General features: G+C 66.6%; 13 protein-coding genes and 1 tRNA gene. 7 read left to right on the plus strand and 7 right to left on the minus strand.

Features of this window, described 5'->3' with window-relative positions; all coding sequences use genetic code 11:
* The first annotated feature begins 15 nt into the window (after nt 1-15).
* On the plus strand, nt 16-489 hold the full coding sequence (gene bcp / locus ACQPZ2_RS36615; protein WP_433522588.1) for a thioredoxin-dependent thiol peroxidase: 474 nt from the start codon (nt 16-18) through the stop codon (nt 487-489).
* A 107-nt stretch (nt 490-596) separates the two neighbouring features.
* On the opposite strand, the gene ACQPZ2_RS36620 is transcribed toward bcp, so the two are convergent.
* A complete protein-coding gene (locus ACQPZ2_RS36620; protein ID WP_433522589.1) occupies nt 597-1,856 on the minus strand; it encodes a hypothetical protein in 1,260 nt (419 codons plus the stop codon).
* Between the two features lie 314 nt (nt 1,857-2,170).
* Between ACQPZ2_RS36620 and ACQPZ2_RS36625 the strand changes: the two genes are divergently transcribed.
* Entirely contained in the window at nt 2,171-2,791 is a 621-nt protein-coding gene (locus tag ACQPZ2_RS36625) for a TetR/AcrR family transcriptional regulator (RefSeq protein ID WP_245721387.1), read from the plus strand.
* 66 nt (nt 2,792-2,857) lie between these two features.
* Here the strand turns inward: ACQPZ2_RS36625 and acpS are convergent, their stop codons facing one another.
* The gene (acpS, locus tag ACQPZ2_RS36630; protein ID WP_040687506.1) at nt 2,858-3,292 is read right to left on the minus strand and encodes a holo-ACP synthase AcpS; all 435 of its coding nucleotides are present in this window, start codon (nt 3,290-3,292) and stop codon (nt 2,858-2,860) included.
* A 92-nt stretch (nt 3,293-3,384) separates the two neighbouring features.
* Entirely contained in the window at nt 3,385-12,741 is a 9,357-nt protein-coding gene (locus ACQPZ2_RS36635; protein WP_433522590.1) for a fatty acid synthase subunit beta domain-containing protein, read from the minus strand.
* 385 nt (nt 12,742-13,126) lie between these two features.
* Between ACQPZ2_RS36635 and ACQPZ2_RS36640 the strand changes: the two genes are divergently transcribed.
* Nucleotides 13,127-13,208: transfer RNA gene (locus tag ACQPZ2_RS36640), tRNA-Leu, on the plus strand.
* A gap of 534 nt (nt 13,209-13,742) precedes the next feature.
* Here the strand turns inward: ACQPZ2_RS36640 and ACQPZ2_RS36645 are convergent.
* From ACQPZ2_RS36645 to ACQPZ2_RS36655, 3 genes are all read right to left on the minus strand, one after another.
* Nucleotides 13,743-14,189 (minus strand): SPW repeat protein, encoded by a 447-nt coding sequence (locus ACQPZ2_RS36645; RefSeq protein ID WP_433522591.1) that lies wholly within the window; start codon nt 14,187-14,189, stop codon nt 13,743-13,745.
* Nucleotides 14,190-14,214: 25 nt separating this feature from the next.
* A complete protein-coding gene (locus ACQPZ2_RS36650; RefSeq protein ID WP_433522592.1) occupies nt 14,215-14,706 on the minus strand; it encodes an Hsp20/alpha crystallin family protein in 492 nt (163 codons plus the stop codon).
* A gap of 889 nt (nt 14,707-15,595) precedes the next feature.
* A complete protein-coding gene (locus tag ACQPZ2_RS36655; RefSeq protein ID WP_433522593.1) occupies nt 15,596-15,874 on the minus strand; it encodes a DUF1918 domain-containing protein in 279 nt (92 codons plus the stop codon).
* A gap of 163 nt (nt 15,875-16,037) precedes the next feature.
* On the opposite strand from ACQPZ2_RS36655, the gene ACQPZ2_RS36660 reads away from it, so the two are divergent.
* On the plus strand, nt 16,038-16,274 hold the full coding sequence (locus ACQPZ2_RS36660) for a hypothetical protein (RefSeq protein WP_433522594.1): 237 nt from the start codon (nt 16,038-16,040) through the stop codon (nt 16,272-16,274).
* 304 nt (nt 16,275-16,578) lie between these two features.
* Here ACQPZ2_RS36660 and ACQPZ2_RS36665 read toward each other — a convergent pair whose 3' ends face one another.
* Nucleotides 16,579-17,229 carry a lipocalin family protein gene (locus ACQPZ2_RS36665; RefSeq protein WP_433522595.1) on the minus strand — a complete coding sequence of 217 codons (651 nt, stop codon included), beginning with the start codon at nt 17,227-17,229 and terminating at the stop codon, nt 16,579-16,581.
* 372 nt (nt 17,230-17,601) lie between these two features.
* On the opposite strand from ACQPZ2_RS36665, the gene ACQPZ2_RS36670 reads away from it, so the two are divergent.
* The 3 genes from ACQPZ2_RS36670 to ACQPZ2_RS36680 all read left to right on the plus strand — a co-directional run bounded on the left by ACQPZ2_RS36670 (nt 17,602) and on the right by ACQPZ2_RS36680 (nt 19,729).
* Entirely contained in the window at nt 17,602-17,877 is a 276-nt protein-coding gene (locus tag ACQPZ2_RS36670; protein WP_433522596.1) for a hypothetical protein, read from the plus strand.
* Nucleotides 17,878-18,503: 626 nt separating this feature from the next.
* Entirely contained in the window at nt 18,504-19,136 is a 633-nt protein-coding gene (locus tag ACQPZ2_RS36675; RefSeq protein ID WP_433522597.1) for a CBS domain-containing protein, read from the plus strand.
* Between the two features lie 290 nt (nt 19,137-19,426).
* Nucleotides 19,427-19,729, plus strand: a complete 303-nt coding sequence (locus ACQPZ2_RS36680) for a hypothetical protein (RefSeq protein WP_433522598.1) — start codon at nt 19,427-19,429, stop codon at nt 19,727-19,729.
* Nucleotides 19,730-19,951: the final 222 nt, after the last annotated feature.

Below are 19,951 nucleotides of genomic sequence, written 5' to 3' on the forward strand. Positions count from 1 at the left end.
ATTACCGTGCAAGAGGTGACCGACATCCAACGACTCTCCCCCGGCGATGCCGCCCCCGATTTCACTCTGCCCGACGCCGACGGCAAGGACGTGTCGCTGTCCGGCTACCGCGGCCGCAAGGTGATCGTCTACTTCTACCCGGCCGCGAGCACCCCTGGCTGCACCAAACAGGCCTGCGATTTCCGCGACAACCTCGCCGACCTGGAGGGTGCGGGCATCGAGGTCATCGGCATCTCGCCCGATAAGCCCGCCAAATTGGCCAAGTTCCGCGACAACGAAAAGCTCACCTTCCCGCTGCTGTCGGATCCGGACAAATCCGTCCTCACCGCATGGGGCGCGTTCGGCGAGAAGACCATGTACGGCAAGACCGTCACCGGTGTTATCCGCTCCACATTCCTGGTCGACGAAAAAGGCGAAATCGAAGTGGCGCAATACAACGTTCGCGCCACCGGTCACGTAGCGAAACTCCGTCGCGACCTGTCGGTGTAGACCGAAGCACAGATCGGCTTGCGCCCAACGGGTTTCGTCCAGCCCGAAGGCGCATAAAGCGAAAGGTCCGGAGCCACTGGGGCACCGGACCTTTCGAAGATCATCTCCTAGGTGGGCTGCATCTGCTGGGTTGCCCATTGCACGAGCAGGCGGACGTGGTTGTCCCACCAGCGGTAGAACTCGGGGGTGAAGGCCGCCGGCGGCGGAGCCTCACCCGGGAAGAGCATGGCGTCGTTCGGAGCACCGACTTTGGTGGTCGGTCCCTGGGTTCCGGTGCCCGGGAGCTGCTGAGGCGATCCGGCCGCCTCGTTACCGTGCTCGTGTGCATCCGGAGCGGCCAATACGGACGGCAGAGCGCCCCAGTGTTCGTTGTACTGCGGAAGGTTGTCCAGATCGAAGTCGGTCACCGTCGAGTCGGCGGTGTTGCCGGCGGCCGCGGGTTGCCGGGCCTCCGGACGATCGAACGGGTTGATATTGGGCTGCACCGAGGAGCCCGCGGTGGAACCGCTCGCCGATCCGGTGTCACCGTCGACCACGCGGGCGTCCGCGGTGACCCGCGCGTCCGCGACGACGGCCCCCGTACGCGTTGTCACGTACAAACCGCCAGCGACCAGTCCGCCCGCCAGCACACTGGCCGCGGCGAACATAGCCGTGTGACCGCGCGTACTTCGCACCCGCTCGACCGGCTCACTCACACCGGTCACGTCGCTCATCGCGAACAGCGCCGCACCGACCGCCGAGGCGGAGGCCGCGATCTTGCACGGCAGCACCGGAGCGCCGAAGCCGTCCATCGCGGTGGCCACCACCGAGCTGTCCGCCGCCGACCCGATCGGCACCACCGCATCCGGCCGAACCATTGCCGCTTCGAACTGGTCCCACGCATCCGACACCGCGACATCGAGCGCCTCGGCGGTCGGATTGCCGGAATGACTCGTCGCGGCCAGCACCCGACTGCGCTTGCGGTCGATCAGCGTGAACGCCTGATGCCCCGGAACCACCTCGCAGATGAGCAGATCGTCGAATTCATCGAGCCAGGTCATGACCCCGGCCACGCTCAGATGTGCCGACTTGGCCGATACCAGCGAGGCAGTATGCCACGGGCCGGATGCCAATTTGGTGACGATGGCACGCCGCTCGGCGGCATCGCGGTAGGTGACCGCCGCACCCACGATATCCCGCTCGGACTCCAGCTCCGCCGCTAGTGTGTCCATCGCCGTCTGGACCGCAACCGCCAGGTCCGCCTTCGAATCGCCTCGAGTCTTCACCACCCGCTGCAGCAGCACCCGCTCGGATAGCTTCTCGCCGCCGTCGGCGAGGGCTACCGCGTGAACGGCGCCGCGTTCGGTGGAAACGCCTAGAGTTACCACAGATCGAGCTCCCACTGATCACGCCTTCCCAGTGCAATTGCCGAGCTCACGAGCTTGCCGAAACCCCTGAGCCCCTTGGATTCCCCGGCACGAAACGTGCGTCGAGATGCACGCACGCTCGGTTATGTGTTCGGTGCCATCTCGGGCTTGGATGGGTGATGAAATGTGACAGTCCTTAACACGCAGATACGGTGCGCGTGTCGCATATGTGTCGATACCGCTAGCCTTGATACGTGGATGTACGCACGGAGGCCAGGTCGAAGCAGCGACGTCTGGACCCTGCGTTGGACCTGCAGGACGACCCGCAGGAGCTCATGCCGCGGCGCAGGCCGACTCAGGAACGCAGTAAACGCAAGTTCGATGCCCTCTTGCAGGCGTCCCGGGAATTGCTCGTCGAGGTCGGGTTCGAATCGTTCACCTGTGAAGAGGTGGCGGCACGGGCGGAAGTGCCGATCGGCACGCTGTATCAGTTCTTCGCCAACAAATACGTCATCGTCTGCGAGCTGAATCGCCAAGACCTGGTTGCGGTTTCCCAGGAACTCGCCGATTTCCACGGTGAAATCCCGTCATTGGACTGGTTGCGACACATGAACCAGTTCGTCGACCATCTGGCGAATCTGTGGATGACCGACCCGTCCCGGCGCGAGGTATGGCTGGCAATGCAGTCCACCCCGTCCACCCGAGCCACCGGCGCGATCCACGAAAAGGAATTCGCCGAGGTCGTCTCGCAAATGCTGCGTCCGCTGACCCCGCGCACCCCCCGCGCCCGCCGCACCATGATGGCCGAAGTCCTGGTGCACGTCGTCTACTCGATGCTGAACTTCTCCGTGCAAGACGACCAGAGCAACACCGAAGCGGTCTCCGAACTCAAACGGCTGATGGTGGCATACCTCATGGTTGCCGAAAAGGAATCCCGAACCGGCGGCCAGCGCTAACATTCAGCAATCCGCTTTCGAGCCGGGCATCCTGCGTACAGGGCACCCGGCTCGAACATCGAACGGCTACTGCGCCTCGCGACCTTCGATCAAATCGGCGAGTTCGCCCGGATCCTCGAGCACGACCATGGCGGCGGCGGTGTCGCCGTCGTGCGTCAGGGACAGGTGAACCCTTGCGCGGGGCAGGAATTCGGCGGCCAAGCCGTGCAGTTTGATGCTCGGGCGCCCCCAGGCGTCGTTGACCACCTCGATGAGGGGGTACGGGTTGTCGCCGATCTGTGGGCGGCGCGCGAAACGCGAAGACGCCCAAGCCTTCAACACCGCCTCTTTGGCCGCCCAGCGCGCCGCGTAACTGCGAGCCGGGTCGGTGCCCTTGCTCTGACAGTAGCGCCGCTCACCGGCGGTGAAACTCTCCCGGAGCATGGTGGTTCCGGACCGTTGCAACTGTTCGGCGAACTCGGAGATGGTCACCAAGTCCAAGCCGATACCCAGGATGGTCAATGCGTCGCCGCTCCTCAGCCTTCGAGCTCAATGAAAAAGTCAGAGTGCGGCCGCCGTAGCGACCGCACTCTGCACGGTAATGGCCGAAGCCGCTATGCCATAGAGCCACCGGCATCGAGTTGCCCGAGAATCACTGCCCCGGTGCCACAACCCGCGCCGTCGGCCCGGTAGGTGCCGTCGCCGGACAGCCGCGCCTCCGGCGAGAGCAGCACGTCGGCCTCCAGCTGCCGCTTCTGCTCCGACGGCGTGCCGTCGGCACCGAGGCGACGATCGGCAGGCCGCTCGTACAGCGGGGCACCACCGCACATGGCCTCGGTGAACCGCTGCCGTCCGGCGAGCTGACGCTGCTGTGCCCGGCGCTGGTACTCCTCGCGCCGACCCGGCTCGATCGCCTGGATGAACGCCTCCGGATGCACCACCGCGAGCAGACCCGATACATGGCCGAAGCCGAGCGAGGTCAGCAGACCGGCCTTGAGCGGGAATCGCTCACCGAAGCGCAGCGGTTCGCGCGCCCAGACCAGATGCGGGTAGGCCCGCATCTTGTCGTCGACGCAGTCCAGGCTCCGATTCGGCGGCACCACACCGTTTTCCAGCACCTGGCACAGGCCGATGAGCTGGAAGGCCGCGGCGCCGCCCTTGGCGTGTCCGGTCAGGCTCTTCTGCGAAACCACGAACAGCGGCGCGCCTTCGGAGCGTCCGACGGCCGTGGCCAACCGCTCGTGCAGTTCGGACTCGTTCGGATCATTGGCCGCGGTCGAGGTGTCGTGCTTGGAGATGACCGCGATATCGTCCGGCGCCACACCGAGTTTGCGCAGTTCGGCGGCGAACTTGGATTCGCGGCCGCCACGCCCCGCACCCAGCGCGCCAAGGCCGGGCGCCGGGATGGAGGTGTGCACGCCGTCGGCGAAGGACTGTGCGAAGGCGACCACACCGAGCACCGGCAGGCCCATTTCCACCGCCACGTCGCCGCGCGCCAGCAGCACGGTGCCGCCTCCCTGCGATTCCACGAAGCCGCCGCGACGGCGGTCGTTGGCACGGGAGAAGTACCGGTCGCTGATGCCCTTGGCGCTCATGGCCGCCGAATCCGCGGTGGCCGACATATCACCGAAGCCGACGATGCCCTCGATACCGAGATCGTCGAAGCCACCGGCGACCACCAAATCGGCCTTGCCCAAACGGATCTTGTCGACGCCCTCCTCGACCGACACCGCAGCAGTCGCGCAGGCCGCCACCGGATGCACCATCGCACCGTAGCTACCGACGTAGGACTGCACCACATGCGCGAGCGCGACGTTCGGCAGTGCCTCCTGCAGGATGTCGTTCGGGCGCGACTCACCGAGCAGGTTGTCGATGTAGAGCGAACGCATCGAGGACATGCCGCCCATACCGGTGCCCTGGGTATTGGCGACCAGGCTCGGGTGCACCCAGCTCATCAGCTCGGCCGGGCTGAACCCGGAGCTGATGAACGCGTCGACGGTGCAGACGATATTCCACAGCGCGACCCGGTCCACCGAGGCCGCCATATCGGCGGAGATGCCCCAAATGGTGGGATCCCAGCCGGTCGGGATCTGACCGCCGACGGTGCGCGACAGCTTGGCCTTGCGCGGTACCCGAATCTCGGTGCCCGCCTTGCGGATCACCTGCCAGTCACCGGAATCGGCGACCGGGGTGATCACCGTGTGCTCCGGATCCGCGGCGTAGAAGGCGCGCGCCTCGCCTTCGCCGCCGACCGTGAAGGTCAGATCCTGGTCCAGGAAGACCGAGGTCATCAGCGGCGCGGCATTGTCGATCATGGCGCCGTCGTCCTCGTAGCGGCGCACACCGCAGCGCGCGACGACCGCGTCGTGGTACTTCTCGGCCAGCTCGTGTTCGGGGACGTAGTCACCGGATTCGGTGTCGTACCAGCCGGGCTTGGGATCGTGCTCCCAGGCGACCAGGCCGGTGGTCCAGGCGAGTTCGAGCACACCGGCGGCCGAGAGCTCGTCGGAGACCTCCATCTCGAACCGGGTGCGCGCCGAACCGTACGGGCCGAGCTCACCGGCACCGACGATGACGACCATATCGGCGAGATCGGCGGTCACCGAACCCCATTCGGGCACCGGCAGCGCCGAGCTCATGGTCGGCGGTGCGGGCAGCGCCGAAATCGTCCCCGCCGCAACGGCTTCCTCGGTCTCGGCCGCGGCGGCCTCCTGCGCCTGCTTGGCCAGTGCGGGCAGATCGAGCTTGACCCTGGCGAGTCCGCCGGTGAGGTCGATCTGCTGCGGTCCGGTTGCGGTCACCTGACGGGCCCGCGAGGTGCACCACTTGAGCAGCTCATCGGCCATCTCGGCGGTGGACCAGGTGTGCACACCGGCCTGCTCGACCGCGGTCACCATCGGATCGTTGTGGCCCATGAGCCCGGTGCCGCGCACCCAGCCGATCAGGGCATGTACCAGGGTGACTCGGCTCGACCACGACTTCTCGGCCCGCCACTTGGCGACCACCGCGTCGAGTGCGGCCTTGGACTCACCGTAGGCGCCGTCGCCGCCGAACATGCCGCGGTTGGGCGAACCCGGAAGCACCACATGCAGTTTCGCGTCGACATCGTGATCGATGCCGATCTTGGACAGCCCACCGATCAGCCGCTCGACCGACCAGAGCAGCACCCGCATCTCCATTTCGGCGCGGGCGCCGGCATCGGCGAGATCACCGGCGACCCGCGGTGCCGCGAACGGCAGCAGCAGGGTCGGGGTCATCGCGTCCTTGATCTTGACCTTCGCACCGCCCGCATTGTCGACCTGCTCGCTGCCGACCCAGTCGATCAGCGCGTCGACGTCCTGGTAGGACGCCATATTCGCGGGCACGACCCACAGCGCGGCACCGTGGCGCGCGTTCTCGCGGTAGAGCTTGCGGTAGAAGCCGAGCCGCTCGTCGTTGAGGCTCGAGGTGGTGACCACCACCGTGGCGCCGCCGCCGAGCAGTCGACCGGTGGCCGCCGCCGCGATGGAACCCTTACTGGCACCGGTGATCACGGCGATATCCGAGGACCACAGGCCGGACTCTTCGGTGTTCAGCGCCGCATCGGCGATGCGCTCGTACAGTCCGGCGAGCACCGAGCGGGCCTCGTGCTTGGCCTTCTCACGCCACCAGTTCGCCTGTGCCGCAACGGCCGCACCGGCACCGAGGAAGCCGTCCACCGGCTCCTCGCCGGAGCCGATGTCGTCGAGCAACCAGAGCTTGGCCAGATCCTCGCGTGCGGTCGCCCAGCGGTCGTCGATCAGCACGGCCTTGCGGGCGTCGAAGGCGGGCGCGACCAAACGCGGCCAGTCCGAACCCAATTCGGCCGAGACGAGATCGACCAGGGTGTCATCCGAGGCCTCCGGCGCGGAGGCCTGCTCGGTCAGGCCGAGCTGTTCGAGCACCACGCGGGCGGCCGTGGCCAGCACACCGTCGCGACCGGTGATCTGTTCGGTGAACTCACCCAGCGCCGCGGCGTCCACGGTGGCGCCGCCACCGCCGCCCGCGCTCGGCAGCGATACCGCGACACCCCGACGGGCCGCGACTGCCTGCACGGCGGCGTCGATGGCCGCATCGACCGAGGCGGCGTCGCTCACACTCGCGACCAGCCCGCCGAGATCGCCACCACGCACGCTGACGCCCTCGCGGGTGCCGAGCGAAACCTCGGCGGTGACATGGTTGGCCCAGCCGTCGCCCAGCTCCCAGACCTTCTTGACCCGCTCGGCGATCGCGGCGGGCCGCTTACCGGACGGACCGAAGACCTTGCGCAGGTGATCGCCGATGGCATCGGAGAGCACCGAACCAAAAGGCTTGTAGGTGCGGGCAAGCCGCTCGACGGTGGCCGAGAGCGCACCCATATCGGCGTCGGCGGCACCGTCGATGGCACCGAGCGACAGCTCGGAACCGAGGTCGACGAGCAGCTGATTGCGCCGCGACGAGACACCGTCGCAGAGGCCCTCGATGGTATCCACCGGGCCGATCTGATCCAGCCGCAGCTTGGTCCACAGCGCGATAAGTACGCGGGTGGCGTCGGCGGCGGTGAAGGCGATGTCATCCGGACGCGGACCGCCCGAGCTCGCGACCGGAGCGGCCACCGGGGCGGCCGCCGCGACCGGCGCTGCGGCCGAAGCGGTTTCGACCGGCTCGTCGGCGGGATCGTCGACCGGGGCGGGATCGGTATCGGTCGAGTAGACGACCGCGGCCTCGCGCTCGATATTCAGCACCTCGACAGTGACCGTGCCGAAGGCGGGCAGCTTCAGCGTCTGGCTGGCCAGGTTCGCCACGGTCGGCGTTGCGCCCAAACCGATTTCGACGAAACGCTGCACCCCGAGTCCGCCGTCGACGGCATCGGCGAACAGCAGATCCTGGGTCTCGATCCAGCGCACCGGGCTGGCGAACTGCCAGGCCAGCAGCTCGATCAGCACCACGCGGCACAGTTCGGTCGGGCGTGCGGCCCAGTTGTCGAAGTCGGCGAGCACGGTGGCCAGCGGCTCCGAGGGCACCAGATCGGCGATCTCCTGGATGAACGCGCGCTCCAGCGAGAACGGCTTGGGCACCAGGTTCGGAATGTAGCGTCCGAGCAGGATTTCCGGGTGCAGGTCCGCGGGCAGCAGCTGTTCGAGCTTCTGCCGGAACTCCGGCACGCCCTCGCGCAGCACGGTGGAGTGGAACGGCACGTCGATCCCCGGAACCAGGATGAAGGCCCGCTTACCGCCGAATTCGGCACGGCGGCGGTCGATTTCGGTCTCCAGGGCATCGAGGCCCTTGACCGTGCCCGCGATGGCGTACTGCGAACCGCGCAGGTTCAGGTTGACGACCTCGAGGAATTCCCCGACGCTCTCGCCCACACCCTTGACGAAGTCGATGACCTCGTCATCGGGCAGACCGATCTGCGACGGCCGGATGGCGGCCATCCGGTAGTCGCTGCGCCCCTGCGCATCCCGGGGCACCAGCTCGTGCATGGCGGAACCGCGCTGGAAGACGACTTCCAGCACCGCCTCCAGCGGCAGCACACCGGCGACGGCAGCGAGCGCGTTGTACTCACCGACCGAATGTCCGGCCAGCATGGCGCCCTCGACGTAGGCGCCGGCCTCACGCAACTCGGCGACCTGGGCCACACCGAGCACGGCCATGGCGACCTGGGTGAACTGGGTCAGGTGCAGCACGCCGTCCGGGTGCCGGTGTTCGACACCGCGCGCCTTGAGGTAGGTCGGGTTGTCTCGCACCACGGCCAGGATCGAAAAGCCGAGTGCCGCACGGGTGTGCTTATCGGCGCGCTCCCAGATCTCCTTGGCGGCCTTCGAGCGGGCGCGGGCGTCCAGGCCCATGCCCTTGCGCTGAATGCCCTGGCCTGGGAAGGCGTAGACGGTCTTCGGGGCGGCGGTGCGGCCGGTCGCGGTCATCACCAGATCCCCGTCGGCGCGGCAGGAGACCTCGACGATCTCGCTACCCGCGTCGACCGCGATCCGCTCGACGCGCACGTCGATCTCAGCGCCCGGGCGGACCATGCCGAGGAATCGGGTGGTCCATGCCGTCAAAGTCCGTGCCGGAGTGGAGCTTTCGGGATCCACCGCGGACACCGCGTGCTGCGCGGCGGCCGAGAGCCACATGCCGTGCACGATCGGGTTGCCGAGTCCGGCCAGCTTGGCGGCCGAATCACTGGTGTGGATCGGGTTGTAGTCACCGGAGACCGAGGCGAAGGCACGCATGGTGCGCGGCGCCCGCATGGTGACGTCACGACGGCGGCGACGCGGGGTGTCGGTGGCCGCATCCGAGACCACACCCGCCGCGCGCGGCGGATCGGTCAGCTCACCCGCGCCGTTGCGGCCGCGGATGGCGAAGCGTTCGGTCAACGTCGCCAGCGGCACCACGTCGAGGCCCTGATCCCGCATCTCGCCGACGGACACCCGCACCTCGACGACGCGTCCCAGGTCGGTGTCGACAACGTCACCCGATTCGGCGCGGACAACGAGAATGCTGGTGTCGTGCGGCAGGTCGCGCTCGAGTGCGATCTGGTGATCGAGGTGGACCAGATCCAGCATGCCCTCGATGACACTGTCGCCGTCGGCGCTACGCGCGGCGCCGAGCACCGCGAAGACGGCGGGCCAGCACGCACCGACGAGCACATCGGGCACGCTGCGCCCGAGCGTGCTCAGCGTGCCGGGCAGGCCCGAACCGGTGACGCCCGCGTGATCGGCGATGAGGTCCGGGGTCCAGGCGACATTGAGGTGTGCGACCTTGCCCTTCACCTCCGGCAGCGCCTGGCCCGCGGCGACCGCGAGCAACGCGGACATGGCGGTGTCGGCATCGGTTTCGGTGATGACCGGCGCGCCGCCGTTGTAGAGAGAGGTCGGCACGGTGATGCGCAGGCGGATGCGCACGGCGTCACCGCCGAACAGCGGCACCGTGAGCTCGACGTAGGCGTGATCGGCATCCGGGCCGGTGGTTTCGGTAATCGTCGCACCGGTCGGCGGATGGACGGCGCCCTTGTCGTCGACAGTCCATTTGGCGAGGTCGCCGAGGCGGTGGATCGGGTTGACCGTGGTGCGGCCGGACCATTCGACATCCGGCGCGGCCAGCACCGCATCGACCGGCCCCTCGGTGACACCGGCGGAGCGGCGCGCGTCCACCGCGACCGGCGAGACACCGGCACGAACCAGCGCGTACGCCGTGTCCTGCTCGAAGCGATCGAGCAATTCGCCGACGGGCTCGTCGACGCGGGTGATACCGGCGACCGAGACCGTGCCCGGAATGACACAGACCTGATCGGCCGAGTAACGCGGATCATGGGCCTGCCACAGCGAATCCGAACGCCACCAGCGGCGCACGTCACCGTCCACCACGGGCACGAAGTTCACCGGCTTGCCCGGGGTCTTGCACAGGCTGACGAAGAACGGCACATCCGCCGGGTGCAGCAGGGTCTGCTCGGCCACCGGGTACTGCTGCTTCAGCGTGCACAGCGCCTCGACCGGGTTCTCGAAGACCGCGTCGGATTCGAACAGCGTCGGGATCTCACCGCGGTCGGCCGGATGCAGCCGGGATTCGGTGCGGCGCATCATCTCCGCGAACCGGTCGCGCCAGGTGATGTCGAGCCAGACCGAACGGGTGGCGTCCAGGATGGCGTCGCCGAGGTCGCTGCCGCAGTCGAAGTCCTGGCGGCGGTCCAGGCCGACGGCCAGCTCGACGTAGCGTTCCAGCCACTCGAGATAGGTCATGGTCGTGACATCGCCGAAGTACGGCTTGGCCGTGGCATTCAGCGCGGCGATGATCTCGTCGCGACGCTCGGCGACCGCGTCGGCGTCACCGGCGACCTCGTCGAGCAGGCGGCCGGTGCGCGAGGCCGCGTTGTCGATCTCATGGATATCGGCGCCCAATTGGCTACGGCCGGAAGCCATTCCGCCGGTCGCGGTGCCCGCGCCGACCCAGTCCGGGGTACCGGGGGTGTCGACGAGCAGCTGCTTGACCTCGGGTGCGGTGGTGGCCTCGAGCGTCGCCATGGCGGCGGTGCCGACCAGCACGCCATCGAGCGGCATCACCGGATAGCCGTGCGGCACAGCCCATTCACCGGTCAGGTATTCGGTCGCGCGCTCCGGGGTACCGATGCCGCCGCCGACGCAGACCACCACATTGCCGCGGTTGCGCAGCTCGGCATAGGTCTCCAGCAGCAGGTCGTCCAGGTCCTCCCAGGAGTGGTGTCCACCGGCCCGGCCGCCCTCGATGTGCATGATCACCGGGTAGTCCGGCACCTCGTCGGCGATGCGCAGCACCGCGCGGATCTGGGCGACGGTGCCCGGCTTGAACGCCACGTGCGTGATACCGACCTCGGTCAGCTCCGCGATCAGCGCGACGGCCTCTTCCAGCTCCGGAATGCCCGCGGTGACGACGACACCGTCGAACGGCGCGCCCGCCGTACGGGCCTTCTGCACCAGGCGCTTACCGCCGAGCTGCAGCTTCCACAGGTACGGGTCGAGGAACAGCGAGTTGAACTGCACCGCGCGGCCCGGGTGCAGCAGCGTCTTCAGCTCGGCCACCCGGTCGGCGAAGATCTGCTCGGTGACCTGACCGCCACCGGCCAGCTCCGCCCAGTGGCCCGCATTCGCCGCCGCCGCAACGATTTTGGCGTCGACGGTGGTCGGGGTCATACCCGCGAGCAGGATCGGCGAGCGACCCGTCAGCTTGGTGAACGAGGTCTCGACAACGACGCGTCCGCTCGGCAGGCGCACCGGGCGCGGCGCGAAGGCCGACCACGGCTGAGCCACCTCGGGCGCGGCGCCGGGGGTCAGCAGGCTGCGCTGACCCGCGCGGGTCGCGGCCGCGAGGATGCCGACGCCGGTGCCCTTGAGTGAACCACTGGTGAGCCGACTGAGCAGATCGCCAGGGCCCAGATCGAGAATCCACTGCGCACCGGCGGCAACGACGCCGTCGACCTCCTCGACCCAGTCGATCGGGTCGACGAGGATCTCCTTGGCCAGCGAACCCGCGAGCTCCGCATCCAGACCACACTGGGACGCCCAGCCGCTCACGATGTCGACCGTGTCGGCGAGCGCGGGGTGATGGAAGGCGACATCGACGGCCAGGTCCTCGAAGACCGGCGCGAACACCGCGCCACCGCGCGACTTCCCATCGCGCTCGCGAGTCTGCTCGTCATGGATCTGGGCGCAACGCTGACGCACCCGCTCCAACTGGGTCGGCGTACCGGAAAGCACCACACGCCGCCGACCGTTGCGAATCGAAACCACCGCGGCCGCGGCGGGGTCCACGCCCGCGGACACCTCGGCCACCACCGTGCGCAGATGCTCGGGATCGACATTCGATACCGCGACCATCGACGAACGCTCGCCCACCGGCATGAGACCGCGTCGCCGGGCAACCAAACCCGCTGCGGCGCCGATCATTTGGGCGATCGCGAGCAGTTCGGCGTCACGCTGCCCACCGGCCTGCACCGAGGTCGCGGCGAGGCGGCCCTGCGAGTGGCCGACGACCGCGACCGGCGCGTGCTCGTTGGCATCCAGCCCCTGCAGCCGCAGCGCGCGCACGGCGGCCACCTGCGTCAGGAATACACCTGGCATCGACACCACGGCCGAGCGGAGCACCTGCTCCGAAGGCGCGGCGGAAACCTCCGCCTCGTCACCGTCGGCGAGCTCGTTCTCGAGCATCCAGCCGATCGGGTCGAAACCGACCGGTCGCACCACAAGTAATTGTGCCGCAACAGGTTCCAGCAGCGTCGCCGCTTCATTGACCAATGCGGTCAGTTCGGGCTCCAGTGCGGCATCGCGCCCGATCTCCTCCAACTCACCGAGCCAACGCGCACCCTGCCCACCGAAGGCCAGCGCGTAGGGCGTTCCGCCCAGCAGTCGATCCAGCAGCGGGGCCCTCGACCCCCCTTGCTGTGGCGCCCCAACCACTTTCGGGCTCTGTCCGGTTCCGGCCGCAGTGCTCTCATTGATCGTCAAGACGCTTCGACTTCCTTCTCTGGCGACATGCCGTCGAGACACGCCGCTCCCTCCGGTGCGCAGGTGTTCCTCACCAATGAGCCCTGATGACTGCAAGGATTCCAGAAAATCATGAGGAAATCCTCACGTTTGCTCCCAGAATCCCCGCTTACCACCGAGTATTTCCGTACTCCCGTACCAGAATGCTCAGAAACATGACCCTCCCTCATGTTCAAAGCCGCTGGTCCACCCGGTTACCAACGCGTACGAAACATGAGCACTCCTCATGTTGACCGTTACTAAATCGTTATAATGCCAGGTGGGGTTACTGGCGAGTACGACATGCCGGGGCTGCGCTTCGCGATGTCGGTCAAGGCCGGTAGAGTTTGGACGGTCGTACCATCAAGCGCGAGTGGCGAAATTGGCAGACGCGCCAGATTTAGGTTCTGGTGTCCACGGACGTAGGGGTTCAAGTCCCCTCTCGCGCATTACTCGAGCACGTATTTGCATCAAATTTGATGCAAATACGTGCTCGATCACCTCCTCGCACACGTTCACCCCTCGCTCGGGCCGTCGGACGTGGCCCAGATGCGACAGCGAAGCCGCTCGCGGCACACAGTTCCGTCATCGGTGACACCTCCGCGTGCGCGAGTAGGAGTTCGCTCGCCCCTCTGACACACGGCAACGGCACAACTGAGACGGACGCGTGCTCGAGTGGTCCCTCGACACCCCGCAGACGCAGGGTCATTGCACAGTTGCGGCACCCGGAATGTTTGCTGCACAGCTTCGACGACCTACATGCCTCCTGACGACCTCGCCGACGATCGACGACGTGTCGGTGCCGCTGTGTCCTCATCGAGGCGGAGGTAGTCGGGATCTGATCGGGAAGGCTTCTCTACCCGCTGAAGGCAAATTCATCACCCCAGGCCGATCCCAGACTCCGATTGGCGGCGGCGCTCATGTGCGTCCCGTCAGCAGAGTCCCCCACCGGTGATCGCAGCGAAGGTTCGACCGCCTCTGGGTTATCGCGCCGGCCGCAGCCGGGTGGGGCGCCCCATCCCCACAGCAGCGGTGGCCAAGCCCAGCACGCACACAACGGCCCCGACGACGACGTTGGACCAGATCATCGCGGTGGTGGTATCGACGTCGGCCACGATCCAAGGGGAGACGATCAGCCAGACCCCGAGCAATGGTGCGACGAATGCCATGCCGTGGGTGCGGCCGTATGCGGACCCGAATGCCAAGGCTAGCAACGCGATCGCGATACCGCAGATCAGGTTCGTCATTGTCAGTGTCGTCTGGCCTGCAAAGCCGGTGATCCAGGCGGACGCTGCTGCGTACAGTCCGGACAGCAGCATCAGCCCTTCGGTGACCTGTGCGGTGGGGTGTTCGGCAGCTTGGTCGTAGCGTTCACGCAGCGCGACGATGTCGGGGTGGGTGTGGATCGCGGTGTGCGCAGATGTCGACATTGTGCTCATCTCCTCGGTGGGCTCGTCAGGACTTCTTGCCGGTGTCCTTGGGGGTGGTTTTCGCTGGGGTTACGGCGACCTGGTGTATCTCGACATGCCTTTCGGATGTTTGCGGTTCGGTAATCGGCATCGACACCGTGAGGATTCCGTTGGTGTAGGTGGCGTCGATATCTTCTTCCTTCGCGCCGGTGGGCAGCGGGATAGACCGGTAGAAGCTGCCGTATCGGAATTCCGATCGGGTGCCTTCCCGTTCTTCTTCGCTGCGTTCGGCCTTGATCGTGAGTTGTCCGTCGCGGACGCTGACGTCGACGTCTTTGGCCGGGTCTACACCGGGTAGTTCGGCGCGCAGGGTATAGCGGCCGCTCTCGACGTGTTCTTCCACGCGGATCATGTGGCCCTCGAGCGATGTCCACGGGGGCATCGACTCGAATCTGGCCATCAGATCCGGCCAATCGGGCATGGCAGGCAGATTCGGGAACCAGGACTGGCGTTGGCGGTGGGGAGAAAGGGTGTTCATGTCAACTCCAACATGCAGGGAACATACGATGCCCCTTCGAATTGGACTCGCTCACTGTGTCGTGGCAGTAGGGCCGACGGTCCTTCCCTGGAGGACGAGGGTCCTCGGGACCAGTTCCGAGGGTTCAGCTCCGCTGACGTGGGATGAGTAGGCGCCGACTCGAAGGGGAGGCCAAGACACGACGCCGATTGTGGAATCACTGCCTCGCCGGGAGTAATCGCCCTACCCGTCTCGGACGCGGGCGATCGGTAGAACAGCGATGGGGCCGGAGACCTCACCCGTAAAGTTCTGAGATGGCCAAGCGTCGGCATGTGCACGTCGCGATCGGCATGGCGCTCCGCGCGTCGCGATGCGGTGCCGCGTTCGCCTATTTGGAGCGCACGATGATCATCGGGATCAGCGCACCAGCGAAGTACTCACCGACCGCGACAGCGCCACCTAACGCCCCCAAGGCCAGCAGCCCCGCTCCGCCTCTTCCGCAGATCCCGGACGACCCACACCGTGGGCGAAACGCCACGCCCTGGCTACTCGTGCGATCAGGCCCGCTGTGACCAGTGCACCGATCGCGAAAGCAGCGCCACTTCACGAAAGGTCGGCATCCCGCGCGTTTCTGGTTTACTCCGACCGGCTTTCGCCTCAGCTCCGTCGACCTCGTACTCCGATATCCGCGCCTGTCCGTGCGCCGCCGAGAGGGCTTGCCTATTCTTCCGATTTCGCCGCATCATCGAACCGCATTCCCGCTGACGTGACCCACTCATCGTCATCAGCCGGCAATCGGTCGATCGCGCCGTAGGTCTCCCATATGCAGTCGGTCTCGGCGACGCAGTCGAACGACCAAGACGGCCTACACCACCGATGAGCGTGTTCGCGCCCATCGGCAATTCGTCGGTCAACTCGACCGGGTTTCCTTCGCGCCGCGCTGCGAGCTGCGTTGCATCGCCGAGAATCGACTCGCTGCACTCTCTTCCTCGGCCCGCAATTCAGTCGCACTGAGCACATGGGAGTCCGGACCGGGAAATGTCAGCGCCCGATGCCCGGTATCGACCCAATGCACGAGGTATGGCGGCGCCCCGTCCACACCGTGCACCTCTTCGATAAGCCCCCGCCGAACGTCGCCGTCGATGGTCCGCGCTTCGACCACCAGCCAATCTCCTGGCTTCGCGTGCATCCCCGGACCTCCTTCATCCGCGTCGTCCCGTCCACCTCATCGTCGCTGCACCGGCGATACGCGGGCAGGGTCGTAGGTCTCCGCCATCCGGGGCTGTTGTCACCGATGCCGGGCGCACCTTGTTCAGCGTGCGGATCGCCGCCTCAGGCCTCAGGAGCGGGTGTTGGGTCCACTGATCAGCCTCGACGGCACCGACGAAAGAGCGACCACCATGCAACCGAACGAGATCACCGCGATCCTGAACCTCCCGGTCAGAGACGTCGAGACCTACGAGCGGGCGCTCGAGCTGACCGGTGAGCTGGCCGCAGTTCCAGGCGCGGGCGGGAAGCCGGTCCAGGAATGGCTCGATGTAGGACCGTTCCTCACCGAGTTGCCCAGAGACAGCGGGGCACCAACGTAACCGCGTGTCGACGCTGCACCGCCTTCGTCCCGGTGCCGATGCCGACCTTCGTTAGCGACTCCGGATCGATCTCGCCCTCGGCGGCTGACCTGTACTCAGACGCAACATTGGACGATCGGTCCCGGGTACCGCAGGCCGGTACGAAATCGCCACGGGCAAGTAGATCGACAGCCAGAGGTGGCTTGGTACATCGGCCGCGACCGGCAGGTCAGCCAATTCCCGCGCGTGTCGGCAGCACTTTTCGGCCATGGCAACTGCGCGGTCACCCGATCACAGCCTCCAGTACGATGCGGGCTCAGTCCGCCTACACCGTGCAGAGGGCGCGGATGCCGGCTGCGCCGCCCGAGGTCGGTGAGGTCAGCAGTAGGCACGGGTTGTAACCGCGGGCGGACACAACCGCCTGGATCTCCTGCCATCGTGCTGCATCGACGGCCGGTGATCGTGACAGCACGAATCCGGACAAGCGCAGCGGATCACCGACAAGCGCCCAGGAGTAGTCCTCGGCTATGTAGGTGACGATGTAGTTGGTGGGACCGTCGGGGGAGTTTTGGAAGGGCACCTGGGGGAAACTGACGTGCAGCTGGGCCTGGCTGGCCGGGTCGTTGATCCGGGCGTTGCCGATGATCCGGTTCGTGGCGCCGGTCCAGGTGGTACAGCTGTTTTCGACCCGAATGTTGCTCGGGTCGACCAGTTGGTAGTTCGCGACGGTGTCGCGGGCGCAGTCGAGATTGTACGGTTGCGGGACGGCGGCGACCTGGTTCCAATCTCCGAGGTAGCGCTGCACGTCCAGGGACGCGATCGGGGACAACGGCTGCCAGTCCGTGTTACCGGGCGCGCTGGATACGGTTGCCGTGGTGGACGCCAGAGCCCCAGCGAGCACCGCGACCGCGGCAATGGCGCGGACGGTCTTGCTGGACCTTCGTACGGAATCGATTCTGGAGGAAGCTGCTCTCATCTGATAGCTCCTCGGAGTTGTTAAGGCTCGAGGTGGGAGGGATCCGAGTTCCGCACGGTTCAAGGAACAGGCCCACTCTACCTGTGATCGAGGCAGAAACGATGCATGTCGGATCGGATGGCGGATCGTTCAGCTATCAAATGAGACTGCACAGGTATTCGCGCGACGACCCACCGGAGCGGCCACGGCCACCCTTTGCCTGGGCAGGCGAGGCTGCCGTTCTGGAGCACGGGAGAAGACGGCTGCCGATTCGGCTCCCTGTGCCCGCATACGCTCCGTACATGGAAGCTCGATCGCTTGTGGACTTCCGTGCACAGTCGCGGGTAGTTCGGCTCTGGCCGGCGGGTCGATCGTTGTGGTGCGCTCAAAGGCATGCCGAATCGCAAGATCTATCAGGATCGGCGAACTCTCACCCGCGGCCAGCTCGCGATCGAGCTGCGCCTGCTCGCCGATCAATTGGAGTCCGGCCAGGATCTCAGCTATGGCGGTCTCGAGGCCGAAGGCCGTATTGCCGTACCCGACCGAGTCGACCGCGAGCTGAATATCGAGTGGTCGCCGAGAGATGCCGGATTCACCATGGGCGTCGAGATCATGTGGCCTATTTGCTCTTCTTCCTCGGCAACGGCCATGCCGGCAACGCACGTGTAACGGCGGCCCGTGCGATGAATGACCAGTGACGGGCTCAGGGCAGGACAGCAGCAGCCGGGCCCCGCTCGGGTGTTGCAGCAACACGGTTGTCACCCTGTCTTCCCGCTCCTCGATGAGGACGGACCCAAACCCGGACACGGTCGTATACCAGTCACCGGCCACAGTGGGATCGCTGCTGGGCACACCAAGGTGATGAATGCCCGTGATCGGCGGAGGTACCACATGATTCTCGTCCATGCCCAGCAATGGCCTTCGATGCCGGTCCGGTTGTCTTCTCGACGGTGCGCTCCTCGGGCCGCGAGAAACGTCGAGGTGATTCATGCTATGCGGCGGCTTGTGTGCGGCGTCGACCACGGCAACGCCGTGCGGTCACTGCGCTCGGCCGGACCGCCGATTGTTCCCCGCCGCACTGCACCGCGTCTGGTTGCCAACGGACGATCCGCAGGGGGCTTTCGCCACTATCCCGCTTCGGGAGCCGTGGAGTGCGATAGCAGAAAGGAGGCTGACATGACGCAGAACGCCACCGAGCGGATTCGGCGCGGTGACCTTCGGTGGCGCACTCGACGTCGTCTGCCGGGAGGTTCGCCGACCACTCGGCACCTGGCTCTTTCCTGGAGGTGAATGCAGTGTATGCCCGCGACATTTTCAGCCGACCGGTTGTAACCGTCCGACCCGACAAGCCGCTAACGGAGGCTATTTCGCTGCTGACCGAAGGCGGATTCGGTGCGCTACCGGTCGTCGACGAACAGGACCGAGTGATCGGCATACTGAGCGAAGCCGATGCGCTGGCCGCGCGCGGCGCCGCCCAGACCGCCAGCGTAGAGGCAGCGATGACAGTCCCGGCCGAGGTGGTCGAGCCTGGTACGGCCGTCTCCACCATCGCCTCCCGGATGATTGCCGGAAACCTGCGGTCCATGCCGGTGGTCGAGGCCGGTGTGCTCGTCGGCATAGTCGCTCGCCGCGACCTCCTGCGCGCCCTCGTCCGCGACACGGCAGCTGCGGCGGCCGATGTCCGCGCCCTGCTCGACAACTACGCCGGTAGCAGACGGCAATGGTCGGTCGAGGTGGCCGAGGGCCGGGCAATCATCCGGGGCCGCTTCGCCGACACGGACGAACAGCGCACCGTCTCAGAACTCGTGCTCACCGTCGACGGCATCGACGACGTCGAGATCGCGGCCGACCCCGCACCCTCGACACGACCGCCGACAATGCCGCTGAAAGAATGGTTGCAGCAGCGGGCCGATGAATCGATCGTGTAGCGCGCTCGACACTTACCAGCAAGAACGAGAACCCCACGTCCGCGCAATGATTCGACTCGCGATCTCCTTGGGCCGGGCCATGACCGTCGGCGGGCCACTGGGAGACCATTTCCGAGGGTTGGTCTTCCCACGGGTGCTTCACTTACCCCCCATACGCCGCTTCGCCACCCCAGGAGTTGCACCTGCGTTGCACACCTCCGCTCTGGTGATCAAGTCGCACAGCCGAGGACACCTCGCCCGGCAAACTATGCCCCAATCCCGTTCTGCCGCAGGGAGTTCGGCTCGACAAAGTGATCGCAAACCGATTCGCGCTGATCACCTCCTCAGCGCTGGACGAGCAGCAGCGCAACGAACTGGAGCGCCGCGGCGCCGTCGTCGTCTCCGCGGCCCGGGGAAACGAACTCGCCAACTGGCTACAGGAAGGTCGGGCCAGCGCCGCGATCATCAGGCCTGACGGCACCGTGATGCAGGCGAGCCGGCACACCCCAGCGATCTGTGACGCGGTGCCCTCGTTCGCCGGAGTACCACACATCGGCGATACCTCCTACACCGAGTGCTCGAGTCCCCGACTCGGATTAGGGGGCGATCGATGACCGAGCTGCTGGTGCTGAACGTAGCCAGACAGGACATGCAGGCGGTGTCTTTGGACGGCACCTGGGTGCGGACCCTGATCGCCGGACTCGATGAGAGGCCCGACGGTATTGTCGTCGGCCAATCCCCGGGGCCATGTGTACTGGACCGATATGGGCGCCCCCGATCCCGGCAGTGGCCCCCGTCCATAAACGGCTTACACCCGTAACACGTCACTCGAACGG

The organism is Nocardia pseudovaccinii, from assembly GCF_050942345.1.
In the GTDB taxonomy this organism is placed as follows: domain Bacteria; phylum Actinomycetota; class Actinomycetes; order Mycobacteriales; family Mycobacteriaceae; genus Nocardia; species Nocardia pseudovaccinii.

Excerpts from the sequence above, each read along its gene's own strand:
- ACQPZ2_RS36625 (WP_245721387.1), top strand. The coding sequence starts at position 2,171 with ATGCCGCGGCGCAGGCCGACTCAGGAACGCAGTAAACGCAAGTTCGAT.
- ACQPZ2_RS36670 (WP_433522596.1), top strand. The coding sequence starts at position 17,602 with ATGCCGAATCGCAAGATCTATCAGGATCGGCGAACTCTCACCCGCGGC.
- ACQPZ2_RS36650 (WP_433522592.1), bottom strand. The coding sequence starts at position 14,706 with ATGAACACCCTTTCTCCCCACCGCCAACGCCAGTCCTGGTTCCCGAAT.
- ACQPZ2_RS36645 (WP_433522591.1), bottom strand. The coding sequence starts at position 14,189 with ATGTCGACATCTGCGCACACCGCGATCCACACCCACCCCGACATCGTC.
- ACQPZ2_RS36655 (WP_433522593.1), bottom strand. The coding sequence starts at position 15,874 with ATGCACGCGAAGCCAGGAGATTGGCTGGTGGTCGAAGCGCGGACCATC.
- ACQPZ2_RS36665 (WP_433522595.1), bottom strand. The coding sequence starts at position 17,229 with ATGAGAGCAGCTTCCTCCAGAATCGATTCCGTACGAAGGTCCAGCAAG.